The sequence below is a fragment of the Pantoea sp. Ap-967 genome (assembly GCF_011752565.1).
Taxonomy (GTDB): Bacteria; Pseudomonadota; Gammaproteobacteria; order Pseudomonadales; family Pseudomonadaceae; genus Aquipseudomonas.
The window spans coordinates 1-14,367 of record NZ_VWXK01000029.1; the positions used below are offsets into that span (position 1 = coordinate 1).

The window sequence follows — 14,367 nt, forward strand, 5'->3', positions numbered from 1 at the left end:
CGGGGCAAGGATTTACGCTGGCCTGGTAGGAGCGAGCAGAGCTCGCGATGGGCTGCATCGCAGCCCTGCGGGGGTTTGGCACCGGCCTTGCCGGTGTTCGCGAGCTGCGCTCGCTCCTACCGGATCGGGGCAAGGATTTACGCTGGCCTGGTAGGAGCGAGCAGAGCTCGCGATGGGCTGCATCGCAGCCCTGCGGGGGGTTGGCACCGGCCTTGCCGGTGTTCGCGAGCTGTGCTCGCGCCTACCGGATCGGGGCAAGGATTTACGCTGGCCTGGTAGGAGCGAGCAGAGCTCGCGATGGGCTGCATCGCAGCCCTGCGGGGTTTGGCACCGGCCTTGCCGGTGATCGCGAGCTGCGCTCGCTCCTACCGGATCGGGGCAAGGATTTACGCTGGCCTGGTAGGAGCGAGCAGAGCTCGCGATGGGCTGCATCGCAGCCCTGCGGGGGTTTGGCACCGGCCTTGCCGGTGATCGCGAGCTGCGCTCGCTCCTACCAGGTTTGCCGCAGGTCTTCAGGGCGCGACAGGTCCTTTTATGGATCCACTAAAATTAAGTTATACGAAAGCGTTCGATAAACGAACATAATAAAATTATCAAGAATAATCATTATATTACTGATATTTAACACATATTTAGTAATTAATACCGATTAGGCGTTTCCATCTCACTTTTTTGAAAACAACCTCTATTGATTTTTGGATCCCCAAAAGTTTCCATCGCACCTAAGGGCGGCACTCCAGCCGCCCCTTATAAAAACAACAAGGTGCCTCCATGTCCGAACCGCGCTCCGCCGTGTACCTACGGCCGCCTGCCCCTGCCTCCCTCACCCCCCCGTTGCCTGACCTCGTCCGCGAGGTGCACCCATGAACCGAAGCCTGAAACAGGCGATCGATGACCAACCCATGCGTGGGTTTCAGTTCCTGGCTATCGGGGTGTGCATCGTGTTGAACATGATCGACGGCTTCGATGTGCTGGTGATGGCATTCACCGCCTCCTCGGTCGCCAGTGAATGGGGGCTGAACGGCGCCCAGGTCGGCATGCTGCTGAGCGCCGGGCTGTTCGGCATGGCTGCCGGCTCGTTGTTCATCGCGCCCTGGGCGGACCGCTTCGGTCGGCGGCCGTTGATCATGGCCTGCTTGATGGTGTCCGGTGTCGGCATGCTGTTGTCCGCCCACACCCACACGCCCTTGCAACTGGCCCTGCTACGGGCGCTGACCGGCATGGGCATTGGCGGCATCCTGGCCAGCAGCAACGTGATTGCCAGCGAGTACGCCAACGCCCGCTGGCGCGGCCTGGCGGTGAGCCTGCAGTCCACCGGCTACGCCCTGGGCGCTACGTTCGGCGGCTTGCTGTCGGTGTGGCTGCTGACGCACTACGGCTGGCGCTCGGTGTTCAGCGTCGGTGGCTGGATCACCCTGGCAACCCTGCCGGTGGTGGCGCTGTACTTGCCAGAATCGCTGGACTTCCTGCTCGCCAGGCGCCCGGCCAATGGCGTTGCCAAGCTCGACCGCCTGGCCATCCAGCTCGGCCAACCGGCACCCGGTGCCTTCCCGGCCTCGGGCCCGGTCACCGGCGTGGTGCAGCAAAGCGCGCTGGTGCAACTGCTCAGCGGCGCGTCACGGCGCAATACCCTGCTGCTGTGGTCACTGTTCTTCCTGGTGATGTTCGGGTTCTATTTCATCATGAGCTGGACGCCGAAACTGCTGGTATCCGCTGGTCTGTCGGCACAACAGGGAGTCAGCGGCGGCGTGCTGCTGAGCGTGGGCGGCATCGTTGGCGCGGCACTGATCGGCCTGCTGGCTTCGCGCTGGCGCCTGTCCACGGTGCTCGCGCTGTTCATGCTGGTGACCGCAGGCTTGCTGGTGCTGTTCGCCTGCAGCGCCAACTCGGTGGTGCTGGCACTGGCCCTGGGCCTGCTGATCGGCCTGGCTTCCAATGCGTGCGTCGCCGGGCTCTATGCCCTGTCGCCAATGCTGTACGGGCCATCGGTTCGCGCCACGGGGGTAGGTTGGGGCATCGGTATCGGCCGTATCGGCGCCATCTTGTCACCCACGGTGGCGGGGCTGTTGCTCGATGACGGCTGGCAACCCCTGCACCTGTACGGCGTGTTTGCCATGGTGTTCGTGGTCGCAGCGGCGCTGCTGCTGTTCATCCCGCGCGCCCAGGCGCAGCCAACACCGGCACTGACCCAGGCCTGAGGCCTGTTCGCGGGGCGGGGCCAACCAGGCCTCGCCGCCCTCTTCTTTCCAGGAAAACAACAACAATGAACATCCTGTCTGTTCCCTGCCGGGCACCTGCACTCGGCGGCGCGCTTTCGCTTGGCTTGCTGCTCGCCCCGACCGGCACCCAGGCCGAAGGCTTCAGCGAAGATGCCAAGGCGACGCTGCAGCTGCGCACCTATTACTTCAACCGCGACTTCAAGGACCCCAACGCGGCCATGAACAAGGTCGAAGAGCTGGCCCAGGGGTTTATCCTCAAGGCCGAATCCGGCTATACCCCCGGGGCACTGGGGCTGGGCCTGGACGGCATTGCGATGCTCGGGGTCAAGCTCGACAGCGGCGCCGGCCGCAGTGGCTCGGACCTGCTGCCACGCCATGACGACGGGCACGGTGCTGATGACTATGGCCGCGCCGGGTTGGCGCTCAAGGCACGTTTTTCGGCAACCGAGCTGCGCTATGGCGAGCTGCTGAGTGATGTACCGGTGCTGCGTTATGACGATGGCCGGTTGCTGCCGCAAACCTTTCGCGGTGCAGCTCTGGTGTCGCGGGAAGTTCCCGGCCTGGCCGTACAGGCCGGGCGCATCACGGCGGTGAGCTTGCGCAACTCGTCCGATATGCAATCACTCTCGGCCTGGTCGGCCCCCGGCATCACCGCGGACGGTTTCAACTACCAAGGCCTGGACTACCGTTTCAACGAGCAACGCACCCTGGTCGGCATCTGGCACGCCCAGCTTGAAGACCTCTACCGGCAACAGTATTTCAACGTCCAGCACCGGCAACCGCTCGGCGCCTGGACCCTGAATGCCAACCTCGGTTACTTCATCGACCGGGAAGATGGCAGCGCACGCCTGGGTACACTCGACAGCCGCACCGCCTATGGGCTGTTTTCGGCAAGCGTCAGCGGCCATACCTTCTACCTCGGCCTGCAGAAGGTCAGTGGCGACAATGGCTGGATGTCGGTATACGGCAGCAGCGGCCGCACCCTGGGCAACGACATGTTCAACGGCAACTTCAGCAATGCCCAGGAACGCTCCTGGCAGGTGCGCTACGACTACAACTTCGTCGCCGCCGGCATACCTGGCCTGACCCTGATGACCCGTTATGGCCGCGGCAGCAACGCCACCACCCAGGCCGGGCGTGGCGGCAGCGAATGGGAGCGCGACACCGAGCTTGCCTATACCGTGCAAAGCGGCAGCCTGCGCGACTTGAGCATCCGCCTGAACAACGCCACCAACCGCCGCAGTTTCAACAGCGATTTCGACCAGACCCGCCTGGTGCTCAGTTACCCCCTGGCACTCTGAGCAGACGCTAGGCTTGCTGCACAGCTGGTGCCCAGTGCGTTACCATGGCGACCTCTTTCTTGAGGTCGCCCGCAATGAGCAAACACGGCCAGACCATCCTGGTCGCGCTACGCAAGATGATCGCTTCAGGTGAACTGGCAGGCGGCGAGCGCCTGATGGAAGTGCCCACCGCCGAACGCTTCGGCGTTTCGCGCATGCCGGTGCGCATGGCCTTTCGCACCCTCGAACAGGAAGGCCTGCTGGTGCGCCATGGCGGCAAGGGTTTCCAGGTTCGCACCTTGAGCGTCGAAGACCTCACCGGTGCTGTCGAAGTGCGCGGGGTGCTCGAAGGCCTGGCGGCGCGCCAATGCGCTGAACGCGGCCTGGCGCCCGAAGCCATGGCCACGCTCAAGCGCTGCCTGGATGAAGGCGACGCGCTGTTCGACAAGGGTTATATCACCGAACACGACCTGGCGCTGTTCCACGACCTCAACGTGCGTTTCCACCAGGTGATCGTGGCCGGCAGCGGCAACCCGGCCATTAGCGAAGCACTGGCACGCAACGACCATCGCCCGTTCGCCTCGGTGTCGGCGCTGGCCTTCGACCGCGATGACATGCAACGTGAATACCGGCGCTTCAACTTTGCCCACATGCAACACCATTCGCTGGTCGATGCCCTGCTCAACCGCCAGGGTGCACGCGCCGAAAGCATCATGCGCGAACACGCCAACGCCACGCTGCGCTATGCCGAAGTGTTCGGCACAGCCAGCGCGGCAGCAGGCGTGAAGGTCATTTCCAAGGGCGACTGATCGCCTTAAAGGTCCAGCACCAACATGCCGGTTCTGGCCCGCGAGCAGCACGGCGTGAACTGGTCGTTGGCCGCCTGCTCGTCTTCGGTGAGGTACAGGTCACGGTGCTCGGGCACACCTTCGAGCACACCGGTCAGGCAAGTACCGCACACGCCCTGCTCGCAGGAAACGGCAATGGCCACGCCGTGGCTCTCCAGCACCTGCACCACCGTCTTGTCTGCGGGGACCTCGAACACTTGCCCGGTGCTGCCCAGCTTCACCGAGAACGAACCGTCGTTACGCGTGTCCACAGGCCCCGCCGCGAAGTATTCCCTGTGCAACTGCGCCTCTGGCCAGCCCTGGCTGCGCGCGCTGTCCAGCACGTGTTGCATGAAGCCGCCGGGGCCACACACGTACAGGTGATCCTGCGGCCCTGGCGCAGCCAGCACCCGCTCGGCATCTAGCCGGGTTTCCGGACGTTCATCCAGGTGCAGCTGCACACGGCTGGCGAACGGCGCACTGGCCAGGCGTTCAAGAAAGGCCGCGCGGTCCGCCGAGCGAACGCAGTAATGCAGCTCGAAGTCATCACCCTGCAACCACAGCTGCTCCGCCATGCAAAGGATGGGTGTGATGCCGATGCCTCCGGCAAACAGCACGCTGCGTGCTGCCTTGGGCACCAGCGCAAAGAGGTTGCGCGGCTCACTGATCGACAACCGCTGCCCCGCCTCGACCTGCTCGTGCAGGCAGCGCGAGCCACCGCGTGAGGCCGGGTCGTGGAGCACGCCGATCAGGTAGCGGTGGCGCTCGTGCGGGTGGTTGCACAGGGAATACTGGCGCACCAGCCCACCGGGCAAGTGCACATCGATATGCGCACCGGCAGTGAAGGCAGGCAGGTGATTGCCCAGGGCACAACTCAACTCGTAACTGCAGATGCCTTCGGCTTCGTTCTTGCGGGATGTCACGACAACTTCAATCATGGCGCACCTTCCATTGCCGGCCACCGCAGTGGCCGTGCAGTACATCGACAGGGGAGTTATTGAACGCTGGCGATCAGCCGTGCCGGTTCAGGGGCCTGCTCGGCGGCGACCAGGCGCTCGAGAATGCGCCGCGACTGCACGCCGCCTGCGTCGATGTTGAGCTTGAGCAGGTTGCGCTGGGGGTTGGCCAGCAGGTTCGCCTGCTGCTGTTCCAGCATGTCGAGGTCTTCGCTGAAGATCTTGCCCTGGCCTTCGCGAATGCTGGCGGTCAATGCCTGGTCCTGTGGGTTGAAGTTGCGCGCCATGCCCCAGAAGTACCAGATCGAGGTTTCGGTTTCTGGGGTGATGAAGTCGACCACGATGCTCGACGCCTTGTGCTCCGGCGCTGCGTGGTAACCGCCCTTGCCGGCCAGTGCCACCCCCACCTCGATCAGTACGTGGCTTGGCGGGGTGAAGCGGCAGATTTGCCAGCGGTCCACCGGCACGTCGTCGGGCAGGCCGTTGCCACGCAGGGCCATGCGCCAGAACGGTGGGGCCATGATGTTTTCCATGTGCCGGGCAGTGACCACTTCATCGCCTTGTACGGTGGTGGCCGGCGCTGCTTCGTCGATTTCCTTCTGGCCGATGCTGGAGGCGTGAACGTAGGTTTCGTGGGTGAGGTCCATCAGGTTGTCGATCATCAGCCGGTAATCGCAGTTGATGTGGAACAACCCGCCGCCATAGGCCCACTGGTCACTCTCGGCCCACTCCAGGTGGCAGAGGGCAGCCGGGTCGGCCTTGTCCTGCTCGCCGGGCCATACCCAGATAAAGCCATAGCGTTCGAGGATGGCGTAGGTCTTGTTGCACGGGAAGCCTCGCACCCGTTGCCCGGGCATTTCCACGGTCTTGCCGTCGCAGCCCATGACCAGGCCGTGGTAGCCACACACAAGGTTGCCGTTCTCGACATAACCCAACGACAGCGGCGCGCCTCGATGCGGGCAGAAATCCTCCACGGCGCAGACCTGGTTCTGCTGGCCGCGGTAGAACACCATCTTTTCCCCACAGATCTGCCGGCCCAACGGTTTGGCGGTGATCTCATCAGCGGTGCAGGCGACATACCAGGCATTTTTCGGATACATGAAGCTCTCCTGTTATTTGTTTTTGTGGATCCATTAATGTGCTAAAGACTCATAAATGTCAATAAATGAGCAATCTATGGATCCACAAAATACACTGCCGGGTGAAGTGATACCCTGAGCCGCGCCGGGCGCGCGCCAATGCCGGCGCGTGCCCGGGCCGTTACGCGATAATCGCCACCTACCGCCTTCACCTGATCGTGGATCGCGGCTAACCTTGACGACCGCCTGTTGCCCTGTTCTGGAAACCACTGTGACGAAGGAAATTTCTGCCCCTCAACCCGCAGCCATTGGCAAGGACAATGCCGGCGGCCGCGTTCAGGTCATCGACCGCTCGATCGTCCTGCTGCGCACCCTGGCCAACCTCAAGCACGGCGCCAGTGCCCTGGACCTGGCCCGGCAGACCGGCATCGAGCGCTCCACCATCCACCGCCTGCTCAAGACCCTCACCTACTGGGGGCTGATCGAGTCCCGCGGCGCCACCTACCATATCGGCCCGGAAAGCCTGATCTACTCGGCGGCCTACTTGAACCGCCTGAACCTGCGCCGCCTGGCCCTGCCCTACGCCATCGAGCTGCAGCGGGTGATCGGCGAACGCCCGGCGATCGTCTCGTTGTCGGTGCCACGGTGGAGTACCTGCCGGGAAATTACCGCGCCGGGTACAACGACACGGCACTGGTAGAGCGAATGCTGCCGGTGCTGGAGCAGGTGTCCACGCAACCGGTGAAGGTGGACAGTGGAACCTATGGGGCAGACGACTTCGCCGAGTACGCACGGCAGGTGCCGGGGCTGTTCATGCGCATGGGCGTGACCCCGGCGCAACTGGCGGACAAGCCGGTATGGCCAACCCATTCGCCGGGCTTCCAGGTGGATGACCACGCCTTGTCGGTGGGCATTGCGGCGCTTAGCCGGATGACCCTGAGCTACATGCAGGCGCCGCCCCGGTAGGAGCCCGCGATGGGGCGCGCAGCGGCCCCAGGGTTTCAGCTTCGCAGCTCACAACGCTGGGGCTGCTACGCAGCCCATCGCGAGCTACGCTCGCTCCTACAAAGGATCGCGGCACGTTTACGGGCAACGAGGGCATGCACAGCCCTGGTAGGAGCGAGCGCAGCTCGCGATGCGGTCGCACAGGCAGATGCCGGCCAGGCCCCTAATAATCCACATAACGCATATTTAAACATCAACTAAATGCCAAAAACTAATAATTAGCTTAGAACAAAAAAGCCTTTTACAGCCAAAAAATATAAGATTAGGTTCTTACCCAAGCCACCTCATCACGCTGAGGCGCCCACGCGGTCGCCCGATCGCCCCGCCCTCCAATCCCGTGATGAGCACTTCAAGATGCAGCCTTCCCAACAGCCACGCCCCCCGTTTGCCCTGCGCTCAGGCTTGACCACCCTGCTCGCCTGCCTGGCGCTGCCGCCACTGGCCGCCCAGGCCGCCGAGCCGGAAGAAACGCGCCTGGACACCGTTTCAGTAATTTCCACCGGCCTGCGTGGCCAGCAGCGCACCGTGGCCGACAGCCCCACGCCAATCGACATCATCAACAGCGAACAACTGCTCAAGACCGGCCGTGCGGAACTCTCCGAAGCCATCTCCAAATTGCTGCCCTCGTTCAACTTCGGCACCAACATCGCCGGGGTCAACTCCCAGGTGCGGCCATTGAGCAACCGCGGCCTGGGCCCGGCCTACACGCTGGTGCTGGTCGACGGCAAACGCCGCCATAACGGCGCCGCCCCGGCCAACGGCAACATCGACACCAGTGGCGCCAACGCAGTGGACATCGACATGATCCCGGTCAGCGCCGTCGACCATATCGAGGTGCTGAAGGACAGCGCCGCCGCACAGTACGGCTCGGACGCCGTCGCCGGGGTGATCAACATCATCCTCAAGCGCACGGCCTCCGGCGGCCATGTGGAAACCAGCTACGGCCAGCTGTTCTCAGGCCAAGGGGAAACCATCAAGACCGCTGCCGACCATGGCTTCACCCTGGGCGATGGGGGCTTCCTGCACCTGTCGGCCGATGCCCGCAAGCGCGGCACCGCCACCTGGGTGGGGAAATCGCCAGACAGCGTCCGGGCGTTTTTCGAGAATGACCGCCAGGCTGCCTGGGACCATGTCAGCACCCGCAACGGCGACCCGGACCTCAAGGCGTTCAACCTGGCCTACAACGCCGAGTTACCGCTGGCCGACGATTTCAAGCTGTATTCCTACGCCACCTACGGCGAACGCAAGACCGAGTCGAACAACCAGCTGCGTGCGGCCAATGGCGCGGCGTCGGTTCCCGAGCTGTTTCCAGACGGCTACTACCCGTTGAACAACCTCAAGGACACCGACTACCAATTCCTGTTCGGCGGCAAAGGCACCGTAGCCAACTGGGACTGGGACCTCTCCACCACCTATGGCCGCGACAAGATCGAGCACGCCAGCGACCTGACCGCCAACCCCACCTATGGCCCGGACTCGCCCACCAAATGGGACGACCTGGCCACCCTGCAGTTCGAGCAGTGGGTCAATAACCTGGACATCACCCGCGCCTTCGATGGCCTGTTCGGCGTGGCGGTTCCCACCCAGGTGTCGCTTGGCCTGGAGCACCGCTGGGAACGCTTCAGGACCTTTGCCGGCAACGACCCGCGCGCCTACAGCGTCGGCCCCTACACCTTCCCGGTGGGCAGCGCGCTGTACAACGCCAATGGGGCGCAACCGTCTACCGGCGCCCAGGGCGTGCTGGCCATCCGCCCGGAAGACGAGGCGGACCTCAAGCGCAACAACGTTGCAGCCTACCTGGACCTTGGGTTCGACCTGACGCCCAAGTGGTACGTGGGCCTTGCCGGGCGCGCCGAGCACTACGACGACATCAAGGAAAACACCTACAGCTTCAAGCTCAACTCGCGCTACGCCATCACCGACCAGGTGGCCGTGCGCGGCACACTGGGTTCAGGGTTCCGCGCGCCCTCGCTGACCCAGCTGGGCTACACCGTGTCCGACAACCGCACGGCAGCCGATGCCAACGGCAACGCGGTGCCGGCCCTGCGCTACACCGCAACGCCCGACAGCGCCCTGGCCCAGGCCCTCGGTGCCTCGGACCTGAAGCCTGAGAAAACCCGCAACGCCGGGCTTGGCATCACCTGGCAGCCCGCACCGCGCACCAGCTTTACCGCCGACGCCTACGTGATCGACATCGACGACCGTATTCTGCTCAGCGAAAACCTGTATGACCGCAGCAACGGCAACGGCGCCATCGGCGACATCCTCGAATCGGTGGGGGTGGCGCGCAATACCTGGGTCAGCTACTACACCAACGCCTTCGACACCCGCACCCGCGGCATCGATTTGGTGGCGGACCACCGCAGCCAATACGGCGCCTGGGGCGATGTGCGCTGGAGCGCGGCGTTCAACTACAACAAGACCACGGTCGAGGGCAGCCGCGGCACGCCGGCTGCGCTGCAGAACGCCGGCGTAAGCGTGGTCGGCCATGCCGCCGAGGGCTTGCTGGTGGCCGCAACGCCGCGCAGCAAATGGATACTGGGGGCCAACTGGACGCTGGGCAACTTCGCCGCCAACCTGCAGACCACCCGCTATGGCAAGGTCGAAACCTGGCAGCAGAACGCCGCCAACGACCGCAGCTTCGGCGCCAAGTGGATCACCGACCTGGACCTCTCGTACCTGCTGTTCGACAGCCTGACGCTCAGCGTTGGCGGCACCAACATCTTCAATGTGCGCCCCGACAACAATGGCATCACTCAGGCAGCCTACAAGTACAACTACGGCACCCCGCCGTTCCACCCCGGTGGCGGCTTCTGGTACACCAAGCTGGCCTATGACTTCTAACCTGCTGCCTTGCCGTGGAAGCCTTCCAATGCAACGACCTTCCCCACCTTTCTTCAACCTGCTGGAGCTGGAAGCGCTGGCGGCGAAGGTGATCGCCCAGCCGGCCCTGGACTACATCGCCCGAGGCGCCGGCGATGAGCAAACCTTGCGCGAGAACCGTACCGCCTTCTCCCGGGTCTTCGTCGACCAGCGCATTCTCAGCGGCACGGTGGTGCAAAGCCTGGACACCCAGATCCTCGGCAGCCAGGCCCGGGCGCCGATCATGGTCAGTGCCATGGCCGCCCACGGGCTGGTGCACGCCGACGCGGAATCTGCCACGGCGCGGGGTGCCGAGGCCTTTGGCACGCTGCTGGGCGTGAGTACGGTAGCCACCCAGAGCCTTGAGCAGATTGCCGCGGCCAGCCCAGGTGACAAGTGGTTCCAGTGTTACCTGACCCGCGACAGCGGCTTCAACCGCGAACTGCTGCAACGGGCCAAGGCGGCGGGCTACAAGGCGATTGTGCTGACGGCGGACGTCACCGTGGGGGGCAACCGGGAGCATGATCTGCGCAACAACCTGCGCTTGCCCACACCCGGCAACTTTCTCGACCCCCAGGGCCGCCGCCTGCCGTTGGACCTGAGTTTTGACAGCAGCATCGGCCTTGCCAGCCTGGACTTCGTGCGCGAGCACAGTGGTGGGTTGCCGCTGGTGGTCAAGGGCGTTACCACGGCGGCGGATGCCCGAGCGCTGCTGCAGCATGGCGTGGAGGGCATTCAGGTGTCCAACCACGGTGGTCGCCAACTGGATGGCTCGCCAGCGGCTTTCGACTCACTGCAGCGGGTAGCCGCCGAGGTGCGCGGCCGGGTGCCGCTGATTTTCGACAGTGGCATCCGTCGTGGCCTGGATGTGTTCAAGGCGATTGCCGCCGGCGCCGACCTGGTGGCGGTCGGGCGGCCGATCCTCTATGGCCTGGCGCTCGATGGCTGGCAAGGCGTGCGCGCGGTGCTCGAACAGCTCGAAACGGAACTGCGCGTGGTCATGCAACTGTCAGGTTGCGCCACGCTTGCGAACATCCGCGACACGCCCCTGTTGCACGGCCCACTGGCCGGCAACCGTTAGCGGATCAGCGTGCAGGCTTACTGCGCGGCGGGTTCAGCGGCGGCCTCGGTAGCCTCGGCAACGGGCGCTGCAGCAGGCGCCTTGGCCTTGGCACGGTTGCGGCGGTCCTGGCTGCGCTGGCGGCCGGCCTGTTGTTTGGCATGCAGCGCCTGGGCGGCGGTGACGACGCCTGCTGGCTGGCCGTTGAGGTCCAGGCGCGGGGCGTCCTCGACCATGCTGGCCCAGTAGCGGGCGCCACGGCACCAGGTGGAGATACCCAGCTTGAGCTGTTCGCGGGTGATGCCCAGCAGCTCCAGGTGTTGCTCGGCGTCCTTGAAGATGCCTTCCTTGAGCGGCACTTTCGGGGCCGGGTTGACCGGGAAGGCCAAGGGGAAGTGCTTCTGCAGCGGCCAGATCGCCGCTACTGCCGGATCCTGCTCACGCGGCTTGGCCTGGGGTGCGGCCTTGCGTTTGGGGCGTGGCGCACTTTCCGCCTTTGCCTGCTCTTTTTCAGCCCGCAGGCGGTCACGAAGCCCAGCTAGTTGTTCAAAACCCATTGTTCGATTCACTGCTTTGAAGTTGATTGCGTGGCGCAAGGATAATCCATGTAGCCCTCGGGAGCAGCTGAAAGTGGATAAATCGCCCTTTTTTGGCCCTGCCGAGCCAGCTGGGGAGCCCCATCAGCGCACCTTGAACAGGTGGTCCAGCGACCACGCACCCGCCCCCCTGGCGATCAGCAACAGCAGCAGGCCGGCCCAGGTCAGGTGGGTGGGCCATGCATCGGGGTAGACGAACACTTCGATCACCGTGGTCATGCCCAGCAACGCCAGGGCTGACAACCGGGTCATCAGGCCGAGTACCAACAGCAGCGAAAACAGATGCTCGGAATAGGTGGCCAGGTGCGCCGCCAGCCAGGGCGACAGCAGCGGCAAGGCATACTCGGTGCGAAACAGCTCGTAGGTGGACGGTGTGATCGTCAGCAGGCCCTCGACCTTGGTTCGCCCGGAAAGGAAAAACACCGACGCGATCCCGAACCGGGCAACCAGGCACAGCACGCTGTCACCCACGTGCCGTTGCACGGCATCGGCAAGCCGATTCCAGGTGTGGCGCAGGTTGAACCCCCGGGGGGTGGTGTGGACGCGGTCCATGGTGGTTTCCTCAGTGAACGTTCAGCGAAAGAAAGACCCGGGCGCCGACTAGGCGGGCCAGCAGGTCGGTGAAGTCCAGGTCGGGTTGGGCGTGGTACGCATGCTGTGAGGCTTGTTCCAGGGGCTGCCCGGCGGCGCAGGCCTGCAGGAAGGCGCAACCGCCCTTCTCCAGCGGCTGATGGCCAACACCCTCTGGGCCTGCGACGAACAGCACGCCTTCGCCGCCCCAAGGCTGATCGTGCTGCCAGGCCAGTTGCTCGCGGCCGCAGCGCCAGAGGCTGTAGGCCGGATGTGCCTCGCACCAGTGCCAGCGGGCGTTGCCACGTGGGCAAAGCACGCTGCGGGCAAGGTCACAGGTGGCCATGCCGGCGAGCGCTCGAAGGTCGAGGCACGGCGCATCCAGCGCGCAGAATGCCTCGTTCCACAAGGCATCCAGCCGGGCCACTTCGGCCAGGTACGGCAGGCCATGCTCGCCTTGCAGGCGCGCGAGCAGGTCGGCGAAGGCGCTGCCATACAGCACCAGCCGCGGGTCGTCGGGCAGTGCCTGGCGCACGTAGGCCACTGCGGCAGCCTCCATCCACGGGCGCCCGACCAAGGTCAGGACGCTGGGGAAATTGGCGCACAGGGCGTCCACGCAACCAGCCATGACGGTGTTGCGGTACACCGCGAACGCCGGCTGCTCGGTGAGCGCTGCCAGCTGCGGGGCCGGGCGCCCCTGCAGGGCCAGGGCGAAAGCGTCCTGGAACTGGCTGAGGGTCAGTTTCATCGCAGCACCTCAACGGCATTGAGGGTTGCCTGGGCCCTGTCGCGCTCATTCAGCAATTGCGCCCATGGCGGAACATGGCCATCGCGCTCGACCAGTGTCGGGCGCGGGCCCACCCGCGCGATCAGGCGCCGGTAAAGCGCCCAGACCGGTTCGGCGACGGGCGCATCGTGGGAGTCGATCAGCAGGCACGCCTGGTCGTCGTGGCTGTAACCGGCCAGGTGCACCTCGCTGATAGCCCAGGCTGGAAAGCGCTCCAGGTAGTCGATGGCGTCGAAGCCCAGGTTGTGTGCGCTGACATGGACGTTATTGATGTCCAGCAACAAACCGCACCCGGTGCGCCGGGCCAGCGCTTCGAGGAAGTCGATTTCGTCCCAGTCATGCCCCTGCAGTTGCAGGTAGTGGCTGGGGTTTTCGATGGCGATGGGCCGCCCCAGTGCCTCCTGGCTGATCTGGATATTGCGGCTGATGCGGCGCAAGGCCTCGCCTGTGCGGGGAAACGGCAGCAGGTCGGGGTGATAGGCGCCGCGCCAGGTCGACCAGGCCAGGTGCTCGGACACCAGCACTGGCCCGGCCTGGTCAACCAATGCGCGCAGGCGTTGCAGATGCAGCCGGTCCGGTTCGGCATCGGCCGCCAGCGACAACGCGACACCGTGCAACGACAGCGGATGGTGCTCGGCAATGCGCAACAACCAGGCCAGGCGCGGGCCGCCGACCATGTAGTTCTCCGGGTGCACCTCGAACCAGAGCCCTTCGGCGCCACAGGCCAGCGCCTGGGCGTAGTGCTCGGCCTTGAGCCCGACCCCGGCGCCCAGCGCTGCTTGGCCATTCATGGTCGGCTTCCCCTGTTCAGGACTGGATAGGGGTCAATGAACCCATGCCGGTTGGGGTCTTGATCGAGGTGCAGGTGCCGGCCGGGACGTTTTTCCAGTGCATGCCGTCGTAGTCTTTTTTCGCCGAGCCCGCACAGGTGGTGCCTGCGCCTGCCTTGCAATCGTTCTTGCCGGCCATGGCGACGCCATAGCATTTCTCCATGACGGCACCACTGCCGGCTGGCTGGGAGGGGGTAGCCGCCAGGGCCGCGTTTGCCAGCGAAGCGAGGGCCAGGGCGGCGGTGGCGAGGGCGAGGGTTTTCATGTGGTGGACTCCTGAGGGTAAGGCCGCGGCG

Annotated in this window: 14 protein-coding genes; 7 read left to right on the forward strand and 7 right to left on the reverse strand. The window is 64.7% G+C overall.

The features are described from left to right. Window positions 1-863: 863 nt before the first annotated feature. The 3 genes from F3J45_RS23565 (at window position 864) to F3J45_RS23575 (ending at window position 4,308) form a co-directional block, all read left to right on the forward strand. Entirely contained in the window at window positions 864-2,198 is a 1,335-nt protein-coding gene (locus F3J45_RS23565; RefSeq protein ID WP_167068720.1) for an MFS transporter, read from the forward strand. A 65-nt stretch (window positions 2,199-2,263) separates the two neighbouring features. Further along, the gene (locus tag F3J45_RS23570) at window positions 2,264-3,520 is read left to right on the forward strand and encodes an OprD family porin (protein ID WP_167068723.1); all 1,257 of its coding nucleotides are present in this window, start codon (window positions 2,264-2,266) and stop codon (window positions 3,518-3,520) included. Between the two features lie 74 nt (window positions 3,521-3,594). Continuing rightward, window positions 3,595-4,308 (forward strand): GntR family transcriptional regulator, encoded by a 714-nt coding sequence (locus F3J45_RS23575; protein ID WP_167068726.1) that lies wholly within the window; start codon window positions 3,595-3,597, stop codon window positions 4,306-4,308. A 5-nt stretch (window positions 4,309-4,313) separates the two neighbouring features. Here F3J45_RS23575 and F3J45_RS23580 read toward each other — a convergent pair whose 3' ends face one another. Both F3J45_RS23580 and F3J45_RS23585 read right to left on the reverse strand, forming a co-directional pair. Continuing rightward, window positions 4,314-5,264, reverse strand: coding sequence for a PDR/VanB family oxidoreductase (locus F3J45_RS23580; RefSeq protein WP_167068729.1), 951 nt, complete (start codon window positions 5,262-5,264; stop codon window positions 4,314-4,316). A 56-nt stretch (window positions 5,265-5,320) separates the two neighbouring features. Continuing rightward, entirely contained in the window at window positions 5,321-6,382 is a 1,062-nt protein-coding gene (locus F3J45_RS23585; RefSeq protein WP_167068732.1) for an aromatic ring-hydroxylating dioxygenase subunit alpha, read from the reverse strand. 250 nt (window positions 6,383-6,632) lie between these two features. Here F3J45_RS23585 and F3J45_RS23590 point away from each other — a divergent pair, with 250 nt between their 5' ends. From F3J45_RS23590 to F3J45_RS23605, 4 genes are all read left to right on the forward strand, one after another. After that, a complete protein-coding gene (locus F3J45_RS23590) occupies window positions 6,633-7,061 on the forward strand; it encodes a helix-turn-helix domain-containing protein (RefSeq protein WP_370526460.1) in 429 nt (142 codons plus the stop codon). A gap of 5 nt (window positions 7,062-7,066) precedes the next feature. After that, window positions 7,067-7,327 carry a hypothetical protein gene (locus tag F3J45_RS23595; protein ID WP_205300655.1) on the forward strand — a complete coding sequence of 87 codons (261 nt, stop codon included), beginning with the start codon at window positions 7,067-7,069 and terminating at the stop codon, window positions 7,325-7,327. Window positions 7,328-7,720: 393 nt separating this feature from the next. After that, window positions 7,721-10,210: a TonB-dependent siderophore receptor gene (locus tag F3J45_RS23600; RefSeq protein WP_167068735.1), complete on the forward strand. Its 2,490-nt coding sequence runs from the start codon at window positions 7,721-7,723 to the stop codon at window positions 10,208-10,210. Window positions 10,211-10,238: 28 nt separating this feature from the next. Then, window positions 10,239-11,309, forward strand: a complete 1,071-nt coding sequence (locus F3J45_RS23605; RefSeq protein WP_205300656.1) for an alpha-hydroxy acid oxidase — start codon at window positions 10,239-10,241, stop codon at window positions 11,307-11,309. Between the two features lie 17 nt (window positions 11,310-11,326). On the opposite strand, the gene F3J45_RS23610 is transcribed toward F3J45_RS23605, so the two are convergent. The 5 genes from F3J45_RS23610 to F3J45_RS23630 all read right to left on the reverse strand — a co-directional run bounded on the left by F3J45_RS23610 (window position 11,327) and on the right by F3J45_RS23630 (window position 14,336). After that, window positions 11,327-11,845: a ProQ/FinO family protein gene (locus F3J45_RS23610; protein WP_167068741.1), complete on the reverse strand. Its 519-nt coding sequence runs from the start codon at window positions 11,843-11,845 to the stop codon at window positions 11,327-11,329. A gap of 123 nt (window positions 11,846-11,968) precedes the next feature. Beyond that, on the reverse strand, window positions 11,969-12,436 hold the full coding sequence (locus tag F3J45_RS23615) for a DoxX family protein (RefSeq protein WP_167068745.1): 468 nt from the start codon (window positions 12,434-12,436) through the stop codon (window positions 11,969-11,971). A 10-nt stretch (window positions 12,437-12,446) separates the two neighbouring features. Next, window positions 12,447-13,202 carry a DNA-binding domain-containing protein gene (locus F3J45_RS23620; RefSeq protein WP_167068748.1) on the reverse strand — a complete coding sequence of 252 codons (756 nt, stop codon included), beginning with the start codon at window positions 13,200-13,202 and terminating at the stop codon, window positions 12,447-12,449. Continuing rightward, the gene (locus F3J45_RS23625; RefSeq protein ID WP_167068751.1) at window positions 13,199-14,032 is read right to left on the reverse strand and encodes a DUF692 domain-containing protein; all 834 of its coding nucleotides are present in this window, start codon (window positions 14,030-14,032) and stop codon (window positions 13,199-13,201) included. Before F3J45_RS23625 ends, F3J45_RS23620 begins: the two co-directional genes overlap by 4 nt. A gap of 16 nt (window positions 14,033-14,048) precedes the next feature. Further along, window positions 14,049-14,336: a DUF2282 domain-containing protein gene (locus F3J45_RS23630; RefSeq protein ID WP_167068754.1), complete on the reverse strand. Its 288-nt coding sequence runs from the start codon at window positions 14,334-14,336 to the stop codon at window positions 14,049-14,051. Between the last annotated feature and the right edge of the window lie 31 nt (window positions 14,337-14,367).